This window comes from Pseudomonas sp. GW822-FHT05A08 (assembly GCF_058800485.1).
In genome coordinates this window covers 285,742-304,611 of record NZ_CM179511.1, presented here as the reverse complement: position 1 = coordinate 304,611, position 18,870 = coordinate 285,742, and the positions used below count along the sequence as shown (strand labels likewise).

The 18,870-nt window shown below is 63.6% G+C and carries 21 protein-coding genes; 7 read left to right on the top strand and 14 right to left on the bottom strand.

The window, feature by feature from the left end; all coding sequences use genetic code 11:
* Positions 1-79 precede the first annotated feature (79 nt).
* From AC3RCP_RS01455 to AC3RCP_RS01430, 6 genes are all read right to left on the bottom strand, one after another.
* Entirely contained in the window at positions 80-1,657 is a 1,578-nt protein-coding gene (locus tag AC3RCP_RS01455) for a SulP family inorganic anion transporter (RefSeq protein ID WP_101336391.1), read from the bottom strand.
* Between the two features lie 90 nt (positions 1,658-1,747).
* The gene (locus AC3RCP_RS01450) at positions 1,748-2,482 is read right to left on the bottom strand and encodes a carbonic anhydrase (RefSeq protein WP_007924326.1); all 735 of its coding nucleotides are present in this window, start codon (positions 2,480-2,482) and stop codon (positions 1,748-1,750) included.
* A 244-nt stretch (positions 2,483-2,726) separates the two neighbouring features.
* Positions 2,727-3,785: a PA0069 family radical SAM protein gene (locus AC3RCP_RS01445; protein ID WP_101336390.1), complete on the bottom strand. Its 1,059-nt coding sequence runs from the start codon at positions 3,783-3,785 to the stop codon at positions 2,727-2,729.
* Positions 3,786-3,886: 101 nt separating this feature from the next.
* Positions 3,887-5,212 carry a cytochrome c gene (locus tag AC3RCP_RS01440; protein WP_101336389.1) on the bottom strand — a complete coding sequence of 442 codons (1,326 nt, stop codon included), beginning with the start codon at positions 5,210-5,212 and terminating at the stop codon, positions 3,887-3,889.
* A gap of 12 nt (positions 5,213-5,224) precedes the next feature.
* The gene (locus AC3RCP_RS01435; protein WP_101336388.1) at positions 5,225-7,009 is read right to left on the bottom strand and encodes a GMC family oxidoreductase; all 1,785 of its coding nucleotides are present in this window, start codon (positions 7,007-7,009) and stop codon (positions 5,225-5,227) included.
* A 2-nt stretch (positions 7,010-7,011) separates the two neighbouring features.
* On the bottom strand, positions 7,012-7,755 hold the full coding sequence (locus AC3RCP_RS01430) for a gluconate 2-dehydrogenase subunit 3 family protein (RefSeq protein ID WP_009041509.1): 744 nt from the start codon (positions 7,753-7,755) through the stop codon (positions 7,012-7,014).
* A gap of 298 nt (positions 7,756-8,053) precedes the next feature.
* Here AC3RCP_RS01430 and AC3RCP_RS01425 point away from each other — a divergent pair, with 298 nt between their 5' ends.
* Positions 8,054-8,710, top strand: a complete 657-nt coding sequence (locus AC3RCP_RS01425; RefSeq protein WP_101339370.1) for a phosphatase domain-containing protein — start codon at positions 8,054-8,056, stop codon at positions 8,708-8,710.
* 135 nt (positions 8,711-8,845) lie between these two features.
* Here AC3RCP_RS01425 and AC3RCP_RS01420 read toward each other — a convergent pair whose 3' ends face one another.
* Positions 8,846-9,133 (bottom strand): YheV family putative zinc ribbon protein, encoded by a 288-nt coding sequence (locus AC3RCP_RS01420; protein ID WP_007926162.1) that lies wholly within the window; start codon positions 9,131-9,133, stop codon positions 8,846-8,848.
* On the bottom strand, positions 9,130-11,208 hold the full coding sequence (prlC, locus tag AC3RCP_RS01415; RefSeq protein WP_178081041.1) for an oligopeptidase A: 2,079 nt from the start codon (positions 11,206-11,208) through the stop codon (positions 9,130-9,132). Before prlC ends, AC3RCP_RS01420 begins: the two co-directional genes overlap by 4 nt.
* 75 nt (positions 11,209-11,283) lie before the next feature.
* Here prlC and AC3RCP_RS01410 point away from each other — a divergent pair, with 75 nt between their 5' ends.
* Both AC3RCP_RS01410 and AC3RCP_RS01405 read left to right on the top strand, forming a co-directional pair.
* On the top strand, positions 11,284-11,829 hold the full coding sequence (locus tag AC3RCP_RS01410) for a gamma carbonic anhydrase family protein (RefSeq protein WP_101336387.1): 546 nt from the start codon (positions 11,284-11,286) through the stop codon (positions 11,827-11,829).
* Between the two features lie 27 nt (positions 11,830-11,856).
* Positions 11,857-12,507: an HAD family hydrolase gene (locus tag AC3RCP_RS01405; protein ID WP_492570494.1), complete on the top strand. Its 651-nt coding sequence runs from the start codon at positions 11,857-11,859 to the stop codon at positions 12,505-12,507.
* Between the two features lie 57 nt (positions 12,508-12,564).
* Here the strand turns inward: AC3RCP_RS01405 and AC3RCP_RS01400 are convergent, their stop codons facing one another.
* Positions 12,565-13,644 (bottom strand): aminopeptidase, encoded by a 1,080-nt coding sequence (locus AC3RCP_RS01400; RefSeq protein ID WP_101336385.1) that lies wholly within the window; start codon positions 13,642-13,644, stop codon positions 12,565-12,567.
* 59 nt (positions 13,645-13,703) lie between these two features.
* Here AC3RCP_RS01400 and AC3RCP_RS01395 point away from each other — a divergent pair, with 59 nt between their 5' ends.
* The gene (locus AC3RCP_RS01395; protein ID WP_007926170.1) at positions 13,704-14,117 is read left to right on the top strand and encodes a PA0061/PA0062 family lipoprotein; all 414 of its coding nucleotides are present in this window, start codon (positions 13,704-13,706) and stop codon (positions 14,115-14,117) included.
* 42 nt (positions 14,118-14,159) lie between these two features.
* The gene (locus AC3RCP_RS01390; RefSeq protein ID WP_007926173.1) at positions 14,160-14,579 is read left to right on the top strand and encodes a PA0061/PA0062 family lipoprotein; all 420 of its coding nucleotides are present in this window, start codon (positions 14,160-14,162) and stop codon (positions 14,577-14,579) included.
* Positions 14,580-14,583: 4 nt separating this feature from the next.
* On the opposite strand, the gene AC3RCP_RS01385 is transcribed toward AC3RCP_RS01390, so the two are convergent.
* Positions 14,584-14,823 (bottom strand): DUF1161 domain-containing protein, encoded by a 240-nt coding sequence (locus AC3RCP_RS01385; protein WP_007926174.1) that lies wholly within the window; start codon positions 14,821-14,823, stop codon positions 14,584-14,586.
* Between the two features lie 210 nt (positions 14,824-15,033).
* A complete protein-coding gene (locus AC3RCP_RS01380) occupies positions 15,034-15,465 on the bottom strand; it encodes an OsmC family protein (protein ID WP_007926175.1) in 432 nt (143 codons plus the stop codon).
* A 242-nt stretch (positions 15,466-15,707) separates the two neighbouring features.
* On the opposite strand from AC3RCP_RS01380, the gene AC3RCP_RS01375 reads away from it, so the two are divergent.
* Positions 15,708-16,709, top strand: a complete 1,002-nt coding sequence (locus tag AC3RCP_RS01375) for an LLM class flavin-dependent oxidoreductase (protein WP_009041499.1) — start codon at positions 15,708-15,710, stop codon at positions 16,707-16,709.
* Positions 16,710-16,873: 164 nt separating this feature from the next.
* Here AC3RCP_RS01375 and AC3RCP_RS01370 read toward each other — a convergent pair whose 3' ends face one another.
* Both AC3RCP_RS01370 and AC3RCP_RS01365 read right to left on the bottom strand, forming a co-directional pair.
* On the bottom strand, positions 16,874-17,098 hold the full coding sequence (locus tag AC3RCP_RS01370) for a DUF1161 domain-containing protein (protein WP_053263232.1): 225 nt from the start codon (positions 17,096-17,098) through the stop codon (positions 16,874-16,876).
* Positions 17,099-17,226: 128 nt separating this feature from the next.
* On the bottom strand, positions 17,227-17,442 hold the full coding sequence (locus tag AC3RCP_RS01365; RefSeq protein ID WP_007926178.1) for a dodecin: 216 nt from the start codon (positions 17,440-17,442) through the stop codon (positions 17,227-17,229).
* A 156-nt stretch (positions 17,443-17,598) separates the two neighbouring features.
* Between AC3RCP_RS01365 and AC3RCP_RS01360 the strand changes: the two genes are divergently transcribed.
* Entirely contained in the window at positions 17,599-17,925 is a 327-nt protein-coding gene (locus AC3RCP_RS01360; protein WP_007926179.1) for an ElaB/YgaM/YqjD family protein, read from the top strand.
* Here AC3RCP_RS01360 and AC3RCP_RS01355 read toward each other — a convergent pair.
* A complete protein-coding gene (locus AC3RCP_RS01355; protein WP_053276818.1) occupies positions 17,922-18,815 on the bottom strand; it encodes a LysR family transcriptional regulator in 894 nt (297 codons plus the stop codon). The two genes, AC3RCP_RS01360 and AC3RCP_RS01355, sit on opposite strands and share 4 nt — an antisense overlap.
* Positions 18,816-18,870 lie beyond the last annotated feature (55 nt).

Genomic DNA, 18,870 nt, shown 5'->3' with positions numbered 1-18,870 from the left:
GACCGGTACGGTCGCAGCGATATCACCGACGCTGAAGATCCTTCGGACCTTATCGCAGCCTTCGGCGGCGGCTACAGGGCTACAGACTTACGCCCGGCTCAGGCCTTTGGGCCCCCAGCTTCGAGGCCGGGCTCACGCCCACATTGGTGTGCAAGCGCCCCTCCAGCCGGCGCTTCAACCCGCGCGACTCGATCACCAGCTTCGAGCCCTTGGCCGCATTGGCTCGTCCCCACTCCTCGAGCAGCTCCAGGCAGGCATGGTCGATGTAGCCCAGGTTATTGAGCGGCACATGCACCGTGGTGCCCGGCGGGATGCTGCCCAGCGCCTGGGTCAGGGCCGGCACCTTGAGGAAGGTCGCGGCGCCCACCAGGCGCAGTTCCATTTCGCCTTCGGCGGGCAGGTCCACCAGGCTGATCTTCAGCCGCGAAGCGCCCCAGGCCAGCTTCACCAGGGTCAGGCCGAAACCGATCAGCACACCGGTCAGCAGGTCGGTGAAGACAATCGCCAGCGCGGTCACGCCGTAGATCAGCATCGGCATCGGCCCATAACGACCCAGCTTGCGGAACGACTTGAGGTCCACCAGCTTGAATCCGGTGTACACCAGCACACCCGCCAGGCTGGCCACCGGAATGCTTTGCAGCACGCTGGACAGCAACAGCACGAACGCCAGCAGCCACAAACCGTGGAAGATCGCCGACAGCCGCGTGGTCGCGCCCGCCTGGACGTTGGCCGAGCTGCGCACGATCACCCCGGTCATCGGCAGGGCGCCGAGCAACCCGCAGAGCATGTTGCCGATCCCTTGCGCCGACAGTTCACGGTCGAAATCCGAGCGCGTACCGCTGTGCATGCGATCCACCGCGGCCGCGGACAGCAGGGTTTCGGCGCTGGCGATAAAGGCCACGGCAAAGGCCGCGATCAGCAGCGTCGGGTCCGCCAGGTTGAGCAGGTCGGCCGGCCGCAGCCAGTCGATCGCCTCGGCAAGGTTTTCCGGCACCTCGACCCGCTTGACCTGCAGCGCCAGGGCCAGGCTGGCAAAGGTCGCCAGGCCGACGCCCAGCAGGGCGCCGGGGATGAAGCGCAGCGAATGCGGGCGCAGTTTTTCCCACAGGAACATCACCGCCATGGTCGACAGGCCCAGCAGCCCGGCCTGCCAGCCAAAGCCGCCGCCCAGGCTGGGCAAGGCCTGGGCCACCGCCTCGGGGAAGCCCGCGAGGTTATCCAGGCCGGACGCCTGGGGCTGGGCGTCGAGCATCACGTGCACCTGGGAGAGCACGATCAACACCCCGATCCCGGCAAGCATGCCGTAGACCACCGCCGGCGCCGTGACCCGAAACCAGCAACCCAGGCGCAGGCGCCCGGCCACCAGTTGCAGGAAACCCGCCAGTAGCAGGATCGGCCCGAGCATGGCGATACCGTGCTGGCGTACCAGCTCGAACACCAGGACCGCCAACCCTGCGGCCGGACCGCTGACCTGCAAGGGCGAGCCGGCCAGCCAGCCCACCACCAGGCCACCGATGATTCCGGTGATCAACCCCTTGGCCGGCGGCATGCCGGAAGCGATGGCGATACCCATGCACAAGGGCAGGGCCACCAGAAACACCACCACGGAAGCGAGCAGCTCCCGTGGCAAAACAGCTTTCAATTGTGCTGCACGCATGATGATTCTCCCGAAGCTTTCTTCAGGCGTGGCAAAGCCTGACCGCGCGGACGGCAGTCATGGCTGAACCCCACTGGGATTTAGGAGGATTTAGAAGCGCGCTTTAGGCGTCGCAACCGGGATCGGATGGCGTCCGTCCAACGGCAGGAAACACCCTTGATCCGCGTCGTAGGCTTTGATTTCGCTGGTTTCGATGTTGTACACCCAGCCATGGATGAACAACTGGCCGTTGGCCATGCGCGAAGCCACCGAAGGGTGGGTGCGCAAATGCTGCAACTGGGCGATGACATTCTCTTCGGTCAGCACATGCATGCTGGCGTTCTCGTCGGCGCAGTCGCAGTTCTCCTGGACCATGGTCTTGGCGACTTCGGCGTGGCGCAGCCAGGCTTTGACCGTCGGCATCTTTTCCAGGCTCTGCGGGTTGAGCACCGCGCGCATGGCGCCGCAGTCGGAATGGCCGCAAACGATGATGTGGTGCACACCCAGGGCCATGACCGCGTATTCGATGGCCGTGGACACACCGCCGTTCATCTGCCCGTATGGCGGTACCACGTTACCGACGTTGCGGGTCACGAACAGGTCGCCCGGGGCGCTCTGGGTAATCAGTTCGGGGACGATGCGCGAATCCGCGCAGGCAATGAACATCGCCCGCGGCCGCTGGGCCGTGGCGAGTTTCTTGAACAGTTCTTCCTGCTGTGGGAAGACCTCGTGATGAAAATGCAAAAAGCCGTCAACGATTATCTGCAGCGCTGCATCGGCGCTTTCGGCGACCTCCGGGGACGCTGAAGCCGACGCAGCCAACGGCTGTTTATCCTTGTCACTCATGATTCATCCTCTTTTGACGGATTAGGTGAATTTTCCAGTTTTATCCGGCACGACGCCAGCGATTGATTAAAAAACAACCAGCCCGCTGACAGCGACCCATCGGTCACTTGGTGAACAAGGTAGCCTTCCAAACTTAACTCAAACTGAACCGGCCGCTCTAAAACGCCACTATTGGCGATGCAAAAAGGTGACCAGCGTATAGACGACGGTGCACCGGCTCTACTCCACCATAGGCCAATACGTCCTAGAGCAACGACATCTGCCCACCCGGCGGACAGAACGCCGTGCAATCGAGGTTGTAGCCTTCGCGCCGATCGAGCCCCAGGCGTTTGCTGGCCTTGGCGAAACGCTGCGCCAGCAGGGCCGCGAAGGGGCCTTCGCCGCGCATCCGTGCACCAAAACGGCTGTCGTACAGCTCGCCGCCGCGACACTGGCGGATCAGGCTCAGGACATGGGCCGCCCGCTGCGGATAGTGGGCGTTGAGCCATTCCTCGAACAGCGGCGCCACTTCCAGGGGCAGGCGCAGCATCATGTAGGCGGCGCTTTGCGCGCCCGCGGCATGGGCCTCGGCGAGCAGGCTTTCCAGCTCGCTGTCGTTGATCATCGGAATCATCGGCGAGCACAGCACGCCCACGGGAATTCCCGCCTCGCGCATCACCCGGATCGCCCGCAACCGCGCCTTGGGCGCCGCCGCCCGGGGTTCGAGGATGCGCTTGAGCTCGTCGTCCAGGGTGGTCAGGCTGATCATCACCGCCACCAGCCGCTGCTCGGCCAGTTCGACCAACAGGTCGAGGTCGCGCAGGATCAGCGAGCCCTTGGTGACGATGGTCACCGGATGCCGGTAGCGCAGCAGCACCTCCAGGGTCCGCCGGGTCAGCTGGTGCTCGCGTTCGATGGGCTGGTAGGGGTCGGTGTTAGAACCCAGGTTGATCGGCGCGCACTGGTAGCCGGGCTTGGACAGCTGTTGTTCGAGCATCGCCGCGGCATTGGTCTTGGCGATCAGCTTGGTCTCGAAGTCCAGCCCCGGCGACAGGTCCCAATAGGCGTGGCTGGGCCGCGCATAACAATAGATGCAGCCGTGCTCGCAACCGCGATAGGGGTTGATGGAGCGGTCGAAGGGCAGGTCCGGCGAGCTGTTGCGGGTGATGATGGATTTCGCCGTCTCAAGGCGCACCTCCGTGCCCTGGGTCAGCGGGGCTTCCTGGTACCAGCCGTCGTCGAAGGCCACCGAGCGCTGCGGCGCAAAACGGTTGTGCGGGTTGGTCGCGGTGCCACGGCCGCGTGGGGGCAGGGGGCTGGACATGGGGAGGCGCTCCATTACTGTATCTATATACAGTAATGGAGGTTTGAGCTGTTGCAAAGCGCCGTCGGGCGGAGCACGCCGTTGGCGCTGATCGCGGTCGATCAGCCGCCGCTGTGCTTCGTCACCTGCCCCAGGTCGTCGTTCGAGGTGCTTTGCAGGTCACCCTTGCGCAGTCCCGCCACATCCGCGGCCTTCACCTCGGAACCCTGGTTGCCCCAACTGGTGCGGATGAAGTTGACCACATCGGCCACCTCCTGGTCCGACAGGCGCCAGGCGAAGGCCGGCATGGTGAAGGTCGATGGCGCGGTATGGGTCGCCGGCAAGGTACCGCCCTTGAGCACGATGTGGATCAACGACGTGGCATCGGCGCTTTGCAGCACCGGGTTGCCCGCCAGCGCCGGGAACACCCGGGTATAGCCATGGCCGTCGGTACGGTGGCACGCCGCGCAGTTGTCGATATACACCGCCGCCCCCGGCTTGCTGTCGTCACCTTTCCACAACGCCTCGGCCACCGCCTTGTCGTACTGGTGCGGCTGGTCGTTGGCGTCCACCGCCGGCAGCGACTTGAGGTAACGGGCGATGGCCGTCAGGTCGTCCGCGGACATGTACTGCATGCTGTGCACCACCACGTCGCTCATGCCGCCGAACACCGCGCCGCGGTCGCTGCGACCGGTCTTGAGGAACTGCACCAACTGCTCTTCGCTCCAGCTGCCGAGGCCGTCCTTGTGGTCACCGCGCAGGCTCTTGGCAATCCAGCCTTCCAGCGGCGCGCTGCCAGCCAGGAAGTCGCTGCCTTCGCTGGCGCTCAGGGCTTTCTCCTGCATGGTCAGGGCGCGCGGCGTGTGGCAGGCGCCACAGTGGCCGAGGCCTTCCACCAGATAAGCACCGCGGCTGACCACCGGGTCTTGCGCAGCCTGCGCCTGGCCACTGCCTTGCGCGCCCGCCACGCTTGGCGCGAACATCCAGCGCCAGCCGGCCAGCGGCCAGCGCATGCTCAGCGGCCAGGGGATGTCGCTGTCGCGGTTCTCCTGGACCACCGGCGCCACGCCTTGCATGAAGTAGGCATACAGCGCCTGCATGTCGGCGTCGCTGACCCGCGCATAGGACGGGTAGGGCATGGCCGGGTACAGGCTGCTGCCGCTCTTGGCCACGCCATGGCGCACGGCCTTGTCGAAGTCGTCGAAGCTGTACTCGCTGATGCCGGTCTTGTCCGGGGTGATGTTGGTGGAGTAGATCGTGCCGATCGGGGTTTCCATCGGCAGGCCGCCGGCGAACGGCTTGCCGTCCTTGGCGGTGTGGCAAGCCACGCAGTCACCGGCGCGGGCCAGGTATTCGCCCTGTTTGATCAAGGCTTGCCGATCGGTTTCGGCGGCGCAGAGGGAAGCGCTGCCGAGCAGCGCCAGGGTCGCGATAACGAGGGTTTTCATGGTCATCGCTCCTTATGCCTGGACCAGCGGGCCGGGGTTCTTCAGGTACCGCTCGCGGATCGCGCGGGCCGACCAGTAGGTCAACGCGGCCACCAGGCCGGTCGGGTTGTAGCCCAGGCCCTGGGGGAAGGCCGAAGCGCCCGGGACGAACACGTTGTGCACGTCCCAGCTCTGCAGGTAACGGTTCAGGGCACTGGTTTTCGGATCGGTGCCCATGATCGCGCCACCGTTGAGGTGGGTGGTCTGGTAGGACGCGGTGTTGAAATGCTCGCCGACCTTCTTGCCCAGCACCGCGATGGCCTTGGGGTTCATCGCCTCGGCGATCTTGCCCATCTTCTCGACCATGAAGCGGTTCATCTTGATGTCGTTTTCCTGCCAGTCGAAGGTCATGCGCAGCAGCGGCAGGCCGTAGGCGTCGCGGTACACCGGGTCAAGATCGAGGTAGTTGCCACGATAGGACTGGTGGGCACCGTGGGCGTCCATCGACACCTGGTGGGTGTAATAGTCGGCGGTGGCCTTCTTCCAGGCGCTGCCCCAGGCCGGGGTGCCCGGCGGGTTGGAGGTGCCGGCGATCGGCCGGCTGCCGGCCTGGTTGACCCAGAACGGCGAGCCACCGACGAAGCCGTGGGGGCCGTGGTCGAAGTTGTCGGCGTTGAAGTCGTCCACCGCCACGCCATTGCCGCCGGCACCGATGAAGTTGTTGGTGTGCACGTCCTTGTCGAAGTAGGCCTTGATGGTGGCCATGTTCTGGTAGGCGAAGTTCTTGCCCACCACGCCTTCGCCAGTGATCGGGTCGTAGGGCTTGCCGATGCCGGACAGCAGCATCAGGCGCACGTTATGGAACTGGAAGGCACCGAGGATCACCAGGTCCGCCGGCTGCTCGATCTCCCGGCCCTGGCCGTCGACGTAAGTGACGCCGGTCGCGCGGGTCTTGGTGCTGTCGAGGTTGACCTTGAGCACGTGGGAGTTGGGGCGCAGCTCGAAATTCGGCAGCGGCTTGAGGGCCGGCAGAATGTTCACGTTCGGCGAAGCCTTGGAGTACATGTAGCAGACGTAGCCGCTGCAGAACCCGCAGAAGTTGCACGGCCCCATTTGCGCGCCATAGGGGTTGGTGTACGGCCCGGAAGTGTTGGCCGACGGCAGGTTGTAGGGCTTGTAGCCGACTTCGCCGGCGGCCTTCTGGAACAGCTGGGCGGAGTAGGTGTTCTTCTGCGACTCCAGCGGGAAATGCTCCGAACGGTCCGGCGCGTAAGGGTTGCCACCCTTGCCTTCACCGACCAGCTGGCCTTTCACGGTCCAGGCCTGACCCGAGGTACCGAAGACTTTTTCCGCGTAGTCGAAGAACGGCTCCAGCTCTTCGTAGGTGACGCCGAAGTCCTGGATGGTCATGTCCTTGGGGATGAAGTGCTTGCCGTAGCGTTCTTCATAGTGGCTGCGCATGCGCAGCTCGATCGGATCGGCGCGAAAATGCACGCCGGACCAGTGCAGGCCGGCACCGCCGACGCCGTTGCCCGGCAGAAACGCGCCCAGCTGGCGGTTCGGCAGGGCCACGTCGTTGACGCTGTGGCGAATGGTCACCGTCTCCCGGGAGATGTCCTGGAAGAGCTTCTTGCGCACGCTGTAGGTGAGTTCGTCGATCACCTGCGGGTAATTGCCGTCCGGGTAGGTGTCCTGCATCGGCCCGCGCTCCAGCGCCAGCACGTTGAGCCCGGCCTCGGTCAGCTCCTTGGCCATGATCGCGCCGGTCCAGCCAAACCCGACGATCACCGCGTCGACCTTCTTCATTACCGTTGCCATGCTCAAGCCCTCTCGCCGCGAATCGACACTGCCGGGAAAGGGTATTGCTCGTTGCGTTCCACCCAGTCCATGAAATCGGCGCGCGCGCCGGGGAAGCCGATCAAGGTCCAGCCGACCATGCCTTTATTGCCCCCGTGGATCGGGTCACAGAAGAACCCTTCCTTGGTGTTTTGCAGCAAAAGGTTGAAGAAAATCTTCGGCGGAACGCTGTCGAATGGGGGTTTCCCCGCTTCGAGTTGCTTGAGCAAATCGTCTCGGGTAGCGCTGTCTTGCGCGGCAAATGTTTTACCGTTGAAGGCTTTCGACCATGCATCCGTCGCGGCAATGCCCAGGCGATAGATCTCCTTGGGTACCAGCTTGCTCTGCCAGCCCATCTCCGGCGCGGCGTCGGCGTTGAACGGGCCTTGCATGTACCACAGGGCGCCGGCGGCGTAAGGGGTATTCATCTGCCGGTCGATGTATTCCGGCACGCCGGCTTCCAGGGCGCCAGGGCCTTGTTCGTCGGCCGGGATCAGGCGCTCTACCGCGGCCTGGACAAAGGCCCACTCTTCGGCGGTGAAATAGGTCGGCTGGTAAGCCTCGGTGCTGACCGGGGTTCGGGCCGGCTCCACCGGCTTGGGCGCTTCGGGGGCGGCCATCAGCATCGAGCTGCCAAGACCGGTACTGGCGACCGTGACCACCGGGATCAAGGTCAGGGATTTGCGCAGAAACTCACGCCGCGGGTTGTCTTGATCGTGATCAGACATGGGGGGTGCACCTCACACTAGGCATTCACGGATTGGGCAGCCGCGTCATGGCGTGGCTTGTCGTTCTGGCGGCGATTGGGAGCGCCGGGGAAACACAGTTCAGCAAACTTTGGTTACAAATGGTAGCAGGCTAAGCATTCGAATAAATCGTTTGCGTGGGAAAAAAGTCGCGATTGCCGAGAAAAAACCTCTATCGCAGCGGCTTCACGTTTCTTTGACGAGCACCTCACAGGGCGTTGACCGGCCCGGATGGAAGCTAGGCTCCATCTACCCCCCATTTCCGGTCATGGCCTTCTGCATGCACAACTTTCGTAACCTTCCCGCCCTCTGCCTGTCCCTGCTGACGCTGCTTGCCTGGCCCCAGGCCCAGGCCGCCGAAACCGGCGCGACCCGCCCGGCCCAGTGGGCCCAGCCGGTGGAAACCCACTACAACCTGTACCAGATGTCGCCGACGCTCTACCGCAGCGCCTTGCCGGACGGCGGCGCCGTGCCTTTGCTGGAAAAGCTCAAGGTGGGCACGGTAATCAACTTTCTGCCGGAGTCCGACGCCAGCTGGCTGCAGGCCCCGGCAATCAAGCAGGTGCAATTGCCTTACCGGACCAATCACGTGGATGACGCCGATGTACTGGCGGCCTTGCGCGCGATCCAGAACGCCGAAAGCGAGGGCCCGGTGCTGATGCACTGCAAGCACGGCTCGGACCGCACCGGGCTGATGTCGGCGATGTATCGGGTGGTGGTCCAGGGCTGGAGCAAGGAGGAGGCGCTGAATGAAATGACCGGAGGCGGGTTTGGCGACAGTTCCCACTTCAAGGACGGCATTCGCTACATGATGCAGGCCGATGTCGACAAGTTGCGCACCGCCCTGGCCAATGGCGATTGCAGCACCAGCGTGTTCGCCACCTGTTCGGTGAAAAGCTGGTTCGAGACGGTGAGCGCCAGCAAGCCGGCGAATTGACCGGCTGCGTGGGGCTGCAGAATTGAGCTTTGACCGCATCCCGATAGGAGCCAAGCTTGCTGGCGATCAAAGCACCGCGGTGTATCTGATACACCGCTATCGCGCGCAAGCTGCGCTCCTACAGGGGATTTGCAGTTACTTGGGCTCGTCGGTCTTTTTCTTCAACTTGGGGTTGGGGAAAAACTGCACCGACTGGACCTTGGCATCCGGCGCCTTCAGGGCCGTGGTGTTGACTCGCGTGCCCAGTTCCTTGGGCACCGACAGCCCCTGTTCATTCAGGGTGTCGGAATAACCGCAGGCCACGCACTCGCGATGGGGAACGTCGTCTTCGCTCCACATCATCAACTTGTCCTGCTCGCTGCACGCCGGGCAGACCGCCCCGGCGATAAAGCGTTTTTTCGTCTTCACTGGCCCCTCGCTCATGCCGCTGCGTCCTCGGTGAGGCCGCTGTGGCGCAAGAGTGCGTCAATCGACGGTGCGCGTCCGCGGAAGTCGACGAACAGCACCATCGGCTCCTGGGAACCGCCACGGGCCAGGATCGCCTCGCGGAACGCGCGACCGGTCTCGGCATTCAGCACGCCTTCTTCCTCGAACTTCGAGAAGGCATCGGCCGACAGCACTTCGGCCCACTTGTAGCTGTAGTAACCCGCCGCGTAACCGCCGGCGAAGATGTGCGCGAAGCTGTTGGGGAAGCGGTTGTAGGCCGGCGGACGCATCACCGAGACCTCATCGCGCACGCCTTCGAGCACCTGCAGCACGCTACGGCCGTCACCATGGGTGGCATGCAGTTCGAAGTCGAACAGCGAGAATTCCAGCTGGCGCACCATCATCAGGCCGGACTGGAAGTTCTTCGCCGCGAGCATTTTTTCCAGCAGGTCCTGGGGCAGCGGCTCGCCGGTCTCATAGTGACCGGAGATCAGCGCCAGGCCTTCCGGCTCCCAGCACCAGTTCTCCATGAACTGGCTCGGCAGCTCCACCGCGTCCCAGGCCACACCGTTGATGCCGGAAACACCGGCATGCTCGACGCGGGTCAACAGGTGGTGCAGGCCGTGGCCGAATTCGTGGAACAGGGTGGTGACTTCATCGTGGGTCAGCAGGGCAGGCTTGCCGCTGTCGGCCGGTGTGAAGTTGCACACCAGGTTGGCCACCGGGCTTTGCAGTACACCGTCAACGGTGCGGCGACGGTCGCGGGCGCCGTCCATCCAGGCACCGCCACGCTTGTTGGCGCGGGCATACAGGTCGAAGAAGAAACGCCCCACGTGCTGGCCGTTTTCCTTGATCTCGAACAGGCGCACGTCCGGGTGCCAGCTGTCGAAGCCTTTCAGTTCGGCGATCTCGATGCCGTACAGGCGCTGGACGATGGCGAACAGGCCGCCGAGCACCTTGTCGATCGGGAAGTAGGCGCGCAGGGTTTCCTGGGCCACGCTGTAGCGCTGCTCGCGCAGCTTCTCGCCGTAGAAACCGCTGTCCCAGCTTTGCAGGTCCGGGCAGCCCTGTTCGGCGGCGTAGGCCTTGAGCTGTTGCAGGTCCTGGGCAGCGAACGGTTTGCTGCGCTTGGCCAGGTCCCGCAGGAAGCTCAGCACCTGGTCGCTGGACTCGGCCATCTTGGTAGCCAGGCTCAGCTCGGCGAAGTTGGCGTAACCCAGCAGTTGGGCCAGTTCCTGGCGCAGGTCGAGGATTTCCTGCATGACCGGGCCGTTGTCGTTCTGGCCGGCATTCGGGCCCTGGTCCGACGCGCGGGTGCAGTAGGCGGCGTAGACTTCTTCGCGCAACGCGCGGTCTTCGGCGTAGGTCATCACCGCGTAATAGCTGGGGAATTCCAGGGTGATCAGCCAGCCTTGCAGGTCCTTGGCCTGGGCCGCGGCAGCCATCTGCGCCTTGGCCGACGCGGTCAAGCCGGCCAGGGCCGCTTCGTCGGTGACGTGCTTGGTCCAGGCCTGGGTGGCGTCGAGCAGCTGGTTGGAGAAGCGGCTGCCCAGCTCGGAAAGCTTGCTCTGCACTTCGGCGTAACGCTTCTGCTGCTCTGGCGGCAGGTCGATACCCGACAGGCGGAAGTCACGCAGGGAATGTTCCAGAATGGTTTTCTGCGCCACGTCGAAACCGGCGGCTTGCGGGCTGCTCGCCAGGGCTTCGAAGGCCTGGAACAGCTCACGGTTCTGCCCCAGCTCGGTGGCGTAGGCGCTCAGGGCCGGCAAGCAGGACTCATAGGCTTCGCGTAGTTCGGCGCTGTTGCACACGGCGTTGAGGTGGCTGACCGGACTCCAGGCCGCGCCCAGGCGGTCGTTGAGTTCGTCCATGGCCAGAACCAGGCCGGCCCAGGTCGGTTGCGCGCCCTGGTTCTTGAGGATTTCAGCGATGGCGGCGCGGTTGTCAGCCAGGATCTGTTCGATGGCCGGCTGTACGTGCTCGGCGCGGATCGCCGAAAACGGCGGCAGGTCGTAGGGCTGCAGAAGAGGGTTGTTCACACTCACGGTTGGCACCTTGGCTGGAAGAAACATTGGGCCATCTTAATTACAATCGACGCACACCGCAGCTATCGACCCCATTAATAAATGTCAGAGCAGGTATCCAACTTGGCCATTCGCAGCTATCAGCACCACACGCCCATCCTTGGCCCGCAGGCCTTCGTCGACAGCTCGGCGGTGGTGATCGGCGACGTCGAAATCGGTGCCGACAGTTCGGTCTGGCCACTCACGGTGATCCGCGGCGACATGCACCGCATCCGCATCGGCGCCCGCACCAGCGTGCAGGACGGCAGCGTGCTGCACATCACCCACGCCGGCCCCTTCAACCCGGACGGCTTCCCGCTGCTGATCGGCGACGACGTGACCATCGCCCACAAGGTGATGCTGCACGGTTGCAGCGTCGGCAGCCGGGTGCTGATCGGCATGGGCAGCATCGTCATGGACGGCGCGGTGGTGGAAGACGATGTGATCGTCGGCGCCGGCAGCCTGGTACCGCCTGGAAAACGCCTGGAAAGCGGCTTCCTCTACGTGGGCAGCCCGGTGAAACAGGCCCGCCCGCTGACCGACAAGGAGCGTGCCTTCTTCACCTACAGCGCCGCCAACTACGTGAAGCTCAAGGACCTGCACCTGGCCGAAGGTTACGACCAGGCTTGAGCCCCGATCCACTGCCCAGGAATTCCCATGCATTACCAAACCGTTCTGTTCGACCTCGATGGCACCCTGACCGACCCGCGCGAAGGCATTACCCGCTCGATCCAGTTCGCCCTCGGCAAGCTGGGCATCGACGAACCCGACCTGAGCAAGCTGGAACACTTCATCGGTCCGCCGCTGCTACAGGCGTTCATGCAGTTCTACGGCTTCGACGAAGCCAGGGCCTGGGAGGCGGTGAATTTCTACCGCGAGCGTTTCAAGGTCACCGGCCTGTATGAGAACCGCGTGTTCGACGGCGTCACGCCCCTGCTGGAAACCCTCGGCGGGCAAGGCCGCCAGCTGTACATCGCGACGTCCAAGCCATGGCTGTTCGCCCGCGAGATCGCCCGGCACTTCGATTTCGCCCGGCACTTCAAGGTGATCTACGGCAGCGAACTGGACGGCACCCGCACCGACAAGGTCGAGCTGATCCGCCACCTGATCAGCGAAGAAGGCCTGGACCCCAGCGATACCCTGATGATCGGCGACCGCAAACACGACCTGATCGGCGCCCGCCGTAACGGGCTGGATGCGGCGGCGGTGGGTTATGGCTTCGGCAGCCACGAAGAACTGAGCGCCGAGGCCCCGGCCTATCACTTCCAGACCCTGGATGAGCTGCATCAGGCGTTCCTGCAGCGCTGAGCCACCGGCCATCGCGGGCTTCTGATCGACGCTCGCTTGCCCGCGATGGCGTCCCTTTCAGGCGCCGCCCATCAAGGCTTGCAACGCCGCCTTGCGCTTTTCAGCCGGCAGCGCGCCGAGCTTCTCCACGGCCAGGTAAAAGGCCGGCCAATCCCCGTTCACCTGCTTGAACAAGGCGGCGAATGCCGGTACCCACTGGTCGTACAGGCCAAAAGGCAGCAGCCTGGCATTGTTCAGCGGGGTGTTGATCCAGAAGTCGTAGCGCGCGTCGCCATGCCATTGGCTGTCCTTCAGCTGCCGGTAATCCCGGCGCAGCTGTTCGAATTCGGCGGCCTTGCGCTGGCGCATCTGCTCGGTTGGCAGTGGCAGGGCATACAGGCGTTCCAGGCGCTGGCGGGTATCGAGGATCAGCTGGATGAACTGGTCCTTCTGCTTCACCAGGGCATCGCTGGCCGGCGCCAGGCCGCGGGCCGCGCGCCATTGCCGGGTGCCTTCCTGCTCGACGAAGGTGGCGAAGGATTCGTTGAACTCGGTGTCGTCCTTCACATAAAAGCGCTGATGGGCCAGCTCATGGAAGATCAGGGTCGCCAGGCGCTCGTCGCCCCAATGCAGCATCGAACTGAGGATCGGGTCATTGAACCAGCCCAGGGTCGAGTAGGCCTCCACCCCACCGATGGCCACATCCATGCCCTGCTGTTTCTGCAAGGCCGCCTCGCCCCGGGCCGCGCCCTGGCTGTAGTAGCCGCGATAGGCCACGCAGCCGGCAATCGGGAAGCAGTGGGTCTTGGGGCTCAGGGAAAACTCAGGGGTGCTGAATACATTCCACACCACGTAGGGCCGGCCGATGTCGGCGTAGAGGCGATAGCTCTGGTTGTCCGGCAGGTGCAGGTGCTGACTGGCAAAAAGCCGGGCTTTCTGCGACTGGGCCAGATGGGCGCGCAATAACGGGTCGCGAGTCGGGTCGGCGATGACCTGCTCGACCGGCGTGCGGGCCTGCAACAGCTGCCATTGGCCACTGGCCAGCTGGCCGTAGTAACCCACGCTGGAACAACCGTTGAGCGACAAAAGCAGCAAGCCCGGAAACAAAAAGCGCAAAAGATGATCAAGTAACCCATGGCTTGAACGCGGCCTAATCAAATCGAATCATCCTTCGAGAGTCTGCCCCCAAGACTATCTCGCCTGCCTGGAGTTTCGCTATGCGCGTGTTGCTGCTGACCACCGGACTCTTGACCTTGAGCGGCTGTGCCGGATTGCCCGCCCCCGATCCGACGCAAGCCTGGATCGACCTCGACACCCACCAGGACACCGCCCTGCAGGCGCTGGAGGTCGACGAAAAAGCCTGGGTGGACCGCCGATATTTCGAGGTCCAGCCCGGCAACCATGAGCTGAAGGTGCGCTACCAGTTCGCCGTGGAGCCCACCAACATCGGCCCGGACAGCGAACCGCTGTGGCGCGACTGCCAGCTGAATGTGAAATACAAGGACTTCAACGCCGGCCAGCGCTATCAGTTGCAGACCGGCAATATCGGTTTCCGGCCCTGGGCCAAGCTCTATGACCAGCAGCGCAATCTGGTGGGTACCGGCCAACCGGCGGGCTGCCAGCGCACCTGATCGGCGCTATGCTTGAGGCCTTTCCCCGGACGGCCCGACCTCATGCGCCAACCCTTGCTGCTGCTTGCCCTGACCGGCCTCGTTGCCTGCTCCAGCCCCCTGCCGGCGGTGGACCCGCAGCAGGCCTGGGTCGATTTCGCCACCCCGACGCCGGGCGGCAAGCTGCTGATGGCCGAGCGCCTGGACAACCAGCGCCTGACCGACGGCCGCTATTTCCAGGTCACCCCGGGCAGTCATGAGTTGATGGTGCGTTTCGATTTCGAGGTGTTCAGCGGGCGCCTCGGCATGATGAATGATCCGGCCGAGCGCCTGTGCTACCTGAGCGTGCGCTACGACCATTTCGAAGCCGGCCAGCGTTACCTGCTGGAAGCCCGCTCGCTGGGTTTCACTCCCAGTGCCCGGCTGTACAACGCCAAGCGTGAGCTGCTGGCCGAAGACCATAGGGTCAACTGCGTGATCTGAACGATCAGCTGTCGTTGCGCTGATAGATGATTGCCTTGGTGCCGTTTTCACAGGTACCGACCACCATGGCCACGTCGTGCTTTTCGGCCTCCTCCTTGCTGACAATCTCCAAGGTGTAGGAGGGCACGGCGTTGGCCTGGATCTTGATTTCAATCTCTTTCTTGAGTTCTTCGCAATCCTTCGGAGCCGCCAGGGTCGAGGTGGCCAGCGCGCAACAAACAACTGCCAGGGCAAAACGTTTCATGATGTGGAGCTCCCTTTGATGCAGCGCCCATGGTCATGGGCTGAGCCTGCAGTCGTGCATTCGACCACATTTTCATGAAGCGAGTTCTGACGCCGCGCATATCGGGTGCGGGAGTTTCGGCAGGAGTGCAATCGAGAGCCAGTTCGCGCCTATGGGTTCGAAGGCGTGAGCGAGCTGGCTCGCGAAGCGATAGAGCAGGTTAAAACACCGTCAGCTGAGCAGCGTCGCATCCAGGCTGATCCTGGCATTCAGCACCTTGGACACCGGGCAACCTTCCTTGGCCTTCTTGCTCAGCTCATCGAACTGCTGCTGGCTGGCGCCGGGAATCTTCGCCTTGAGGATCAGGTGCACCGCGGTGATCGCAAAACCGCCATCGACCTGGTCCAGCGTCACTTCGGCATTAGTGTCGATACTGTCAGCCTTGAGCCCGGCCTCGCCGAGAATCATCGAGAAGGCCATGGAAAAACACCCCGCGTGCGCGGCGCCGATCAGTTCTTCCGGGTTGGTGCCCTTGCCGCCCTCGAAACGCGCCTTGAAGCCGTAAGGTGCATCGCGCAGTACCCCGGTTTCCGTGGAAATCGAGCCGATGCCGGTTTTCAGGTCGCCTTCCCAGTGAGCCGATGCTTTCTTGATGATGCTCATGTCTGTCTCCTCGAGAACGGGCGCGAAAGGCCGCGCCCTTGTGGTTTTCTGCTACTCAGGGTTCTAGAGGATAGAAGGCCCGGCGAAGTTCATCCTGTCTGAATCCGCCGTTTGTCCGGACAGCAAATTCAGCCTGGCTATTGAAACTCGGGTATATGCCCACATTGCATGAAACAGGCTTACAGCATTCGGCAGGTTTTGGCTCATGACAAAGGCCTGCACACCAAAGGAGAAGCAGGTTCATGAAACCACTGTCCGACGTTAAGTTTTCCACCCTCGACCTGGTCCCCGTGCGCGAGGACGGCAGCCCGGCGCAATCGCTGCGTAATTCCCTGGACCTGGCCCGCCATGTAGAGAAATTCGGCTACACCCGCTTCTGGGTCGCCGAACACCACAACATGGACGGTATCGCCAGCTCCGCGACCTCGGTGCTGCTGGGCTATCTGGCCGGCGGCACCTCGAGCATTCGCGTCGGCTCTGGCGGCGTGATGCTGCCCAACCATGCGCCGCTGGTGATCGCCGAGCAGTTCGGCACCCTGGAAAGCCTGTACCCGGGGCGTATCGACCTGGGCCTGGGCCGCGCGCCGGGTTCGGACCAGATGACCGCCCGCGCCCTGCGCCGCGAACGTTCCGGCAGCGCCGACGACTTCCCTGAAGACGTGGCCGAACTGATGGCCTACCTCGGCCCACGCACCCCGGAACAACGGGTGATCGCGGTGCCAGGAACAGGTACCCAGGTGCCGGTGTGGTTGCTGGGCTCGAGCCTGTTCAGTGCGCAACTGGCCGGCGAGCGCGGCTTGCCTTACGCCTTCGCCTCACATTTCGCACCGCGCTACATGCACGAGGCGATTCGCGTGTACCGCAATCACTTCAAGCCTTCGGCCGTGCTCGACAAGCCTTACGTGATGCTCGGCGTGCCGCTGGTGGCGGCCGATACCGACGAACAGGCCGACTATCTGGCGACCTCGGTGTACCAGCGGATCCTCGCGCTGATGCGCGGCCAGAGCCTGGTGCAGCGCAAACCGGTGAAGAGCATGGACGGCCTGTGGCTGCCCCATGAAAAAGAGGCCGTGGGTAGCTTCCTCGGCCTGGCCATGATCGGCAGCCCGGCGAAGATCCGCGCCAAGCTCGAAGTGCTGATCGAACAGACCGGCGCCGACGAGCTGATCTTCACCTGCGACCTGTACGAGCACGCCGACCGCCTGCATTCCTACGAATTGCTGGCGCAAGTGATGAAGGGTTGAGTCTGCAATCGGGCCGAAGGGACTGGGTGATCCAGAGGCCTTGCGCGCCCTTAGGTCGCGATCGCAGCCTGCGGCAACGGCTACAGGGGCACGCCTGGCCTGGCTAAACGCCGGGCACAAAAAAGCCGACGCAGCGCGTCGGCTTTGTTCATTGCTACAAGGGCTCAGCCACGCTTGTAGACGATTTCCTTGGTACCGCCTTCGCAGGTACCGACCACTTTGCCGTCAGTCGCGCTGCCTTTTTCGACAATTTCCAGCGAATAACCCGACGCGCCTTTGGCGTCGATCTTCGCGGCGATTTCGCTTTTCAGCTCTTCGCATGGCTTGCCGGCAGCAAGGGCTGTTCCCGCGACACTCAACAACACTAAAGCCATTACCTGTTTTTTCATCGGTCACATTCCCTGGTCGAATCAAATAAGCGTCAAGCCCCGGCTTGCTCGGCATCGAGGCAGATATAGCGCTTTGCCATTCCCTATGGCAATCGGCCAGCGCACAAGTTCAACAGCCTAGCCCAGGTTCAGCTGTTGGCAATGCGGAAACCGACTTTGAGCGTGACCTGGAAATGCGCGGCCTTGCCATCCTTGATATGCCCACGGGTTTCCGTGACCTCGAACCACTCCAGGTGCTTGATGCTTTTGCTGGCTTCGGCCAGCGCATTGTTGATGGCGTCTTCGATGCTGCTAGGGGACGAACCGACCAGTTCGACTTTCTTGTAGGTGTGATGATCAGACATGGCGCGCTCTCCTTATGAGGTAGATCAAAGCCTAGCAGCGATTACCAGCAACACTGGAATAAGCCCCGGCCCATCGTCATGCAGATTTAATGCACTTTCGCCAGGCCGCGCAGTCGGACCCTACAGACCCTCAATCAACAATGCAGGAGAGCCACCATGGCCAACACTTCGTTACGCAAAGCCTCATTGGAAAGCATGGAAGCCGAGATCGAAAGTCTGCTCAAGTCCCTGGAGAGCCTCAAGGACGACGCTTCGGACGAATCGCGCAAAACCCTCAAGGCGCTGAAAAGCAATGCCGAGAGCGCGCTGAGACATTCGCGCAGCCTGCTCAGCGATGCCTATGAAGAAGTCAAAGTGAAAACCCGTGAAACCGGGATCGCCACCCGCGACTACGCCCAGCAACACCCCTGGACCACCGCCGGCGTCGCCGTGGGCGCGCTGGGCCTGCTGGCCGCTTACCTGCTGTGCAAGCGCGGCAATTAAGGCGTCTGGCGCAGCTCGTTGCTGAGCCATTGCGCCAGTTGCCTGGCGCGCCCGTCCGCGGCGCGCTTGGGTAGCCACAACGCCAGTTGCCCCGGGGTTTCACAGAAGCCCCACGGGGCAACCAGGCGCCCGGCACGCAGGTCCTCGGCCACCAGCGGCTGCGGCGCGATCGCCACGCCCAGCCCGGCCACCGCCGCCTCCAACAAATAATACAAATGCTCGAAACCCTGGCCGAACTTCAGCGCCCCGGCATCGATGCCGTTCTGGCGTGCCCAGCTGGGCCAGGCCTGCGGGCGCGAAGTGGTCTGTAGCAATGCCTCGCCGAGCAGCGCGCTGGCCGGCGCCTCGCGCAGTTGCTCGTAGCGGCTGTAGCGCGGGCTGAGCACCGGACCGATGCGCTCGCTGGCCAGTTCATAGACCTGCATGTCCGCCGGCCACGGCGGCTCGGCGAATACCAGCAAGGCATCCAGCCCCGGCCGGCGCGGGTCGAGATCGCCTTCGCCGGCCGACAGGTGCAGGCGCAGGTCCGGCAGGTCGGCATTCAGCCGCCCCAGGCGCGGAATGAACCAGCGCGCCAGCAGGCTGCCGGAACAACCGAGCACGAAGGGCGCGTCGGCGGTGCTCTGGCTCAGCTCGGCGCAGACCGTGCGCAGGCGCTCGAAGGCATCGCTGCTGGCATCGCGCAGGCGCACCCCGGCATCTGTGAGTTTCAGGCCGCGCCCCTCCTTGACGAACAGGCTCACCCCAAGATGCTCTTCAAGCACCTTCAACTGGCGGCTGACCGCGCCATGGGTGACGTGCAGCTGTTCGGCCGCCTGGCTGACGCTGTTCAGGCGGGCGGTGGCTTCGAAGGCCCGGAGGGCGTTCAGCGGGGGCAGGTCGTGGCTCATGGGATATGTGAGTTTTCCTGACAGGTTGTAGCGATCTTATCGGTTTTCAGCCTGG

Coding starts and splice junctions, on each gene's coding strand:
- AC3RCP_RS01455 (WP_101336391.1), bottom strand. CDS start 1,657: ATGCGTGCAGCACAATTGAAAGCTGTTTTGCCACGGGAGCTGCTCGCT.
- AC3RCP_RS01450 (WP_007924326.1), bottom strand. CDS start 2,482: ATGAGTGACAAGGATAAACAGCCGTTGGCTGCGTCGGCTTCAGCGTCC.
- AC3RCP_RS01445 (WP_101336390.1), bottom strand. CDS start 3,785: ATGTCCAGCCCCCTGCCCCCACGCGGCCGTGGCACCGCGACCAACCCG.
- AC3RCP_RS01440 (WP_101336389.1), bottom strand. CDS start 5,212: ATGAAAACCCTCGTTATCGCGACCCTGGCGCTGCTCGGCAGCGCTTCC.
- AC3RCP_RS01435 (WP_101336388.1), bottom strand. CDS start 7,009: ATGGCAACGGTAATGAAGAAGGTCGACGCGGTGATCGTCGGGTTTGGC.
- AC3RCP_RS01430 (WP_009041509.1), bottom strand. CDS start 7,755: ATGTCTGATCACGATCAAGACAACCCGCGGCGTGAGTTTCTGCGCAAA.
- AC3RCP_RS01425 (WP_101339370.1), top strand. CDS start 8,054: ATGCACAACTTTCGTAACCTTCCCGCCCTCTGCCTGTCCCTGCTGACG.
- AC3RCP_RS01420 (WP_007926162.1), bottom strand. CDS start 9,133: ATGAGCGAGGGGCCAGTGAAGACGAAAAAACGCTTTATCGCCGGGGCG.
- prlC (WP_178081041.1), bottom strand. CDS start 11,208: ATGTTTCTTCCAGCCAAGGTGCCAACCGTGAGTGTGAACAACCCTCTT.
- AC3RCP_RS01405 (WP_492570494.1), top strand. CDS start 11,857: ATGCATTACCAAACCGTTCTGTTCGACCTCGATGGCACCCTGACCGAC.
- AC3RCP_RS01395 (WP_007926170.1), top strand. CDS start 13,704: ATGCGCGTGTTGCTGCTGACCACCGGACTCTTGACCTTGAGCGGCTGT.
- AC3RCP_RS01390 (WP_007926173.1), top strand. CDS start 14,160: ATGCGCCAACCCTTGCTGCTGCTTGCCCTGACCGGCCTCGTTGCCTGC.
- AC3RCP_RS01385 (WP_007926174.1), bottom strand. CDS start 14,823: ATGAAACGTTTTGCCCTGGCAGTTGTTTGTTGCGCGCTGGCCACCTCG.
- AC3RCP_RS01380 (WP_007926175.1), bottom strand. CDS start 15,465: ATGAGCATCATCAAGAAAGCATCGGCTCACTGGGAAGGCGACCTGAAA.
- AC3RCP_RS01375 (WP_009041499.1), top strand. CDS start 15,708: ATGAAACCACTGTCCGACGTTAAGTTTTCCACCCTCGACCTGGTCCCC.
- AC3RCP_RS01370 (WP_053263232.1), bottom strand. CDS start 17,098: ATGAAAAAACAGGTAATGGCTTTAGTGTTGTTGAGTGTCGCGGGAACA.
- AC3RCP_RS01365 (WP_007926178.1), bottom strand. CDS start 17,442: ATGTCTGATCATCACACCTACAAGAAAGTCGAACTGGTCGGTTCGTCC.
- AC3RCP_RS01360 (WP_007926179.1), top strand. CDS start 17,599: ATGGCCAACACTTCGTTACGCAAAGCCTCATTGGAAAGCATGGAAGCC.
- AC3RCP_RS01355 (WP_053276818.1), bottom strand. CDS start 18,815: ATGAGCCACGACCTGCCCCCGCTGAACGCCCTCCGGGCCTTCGAAGCC.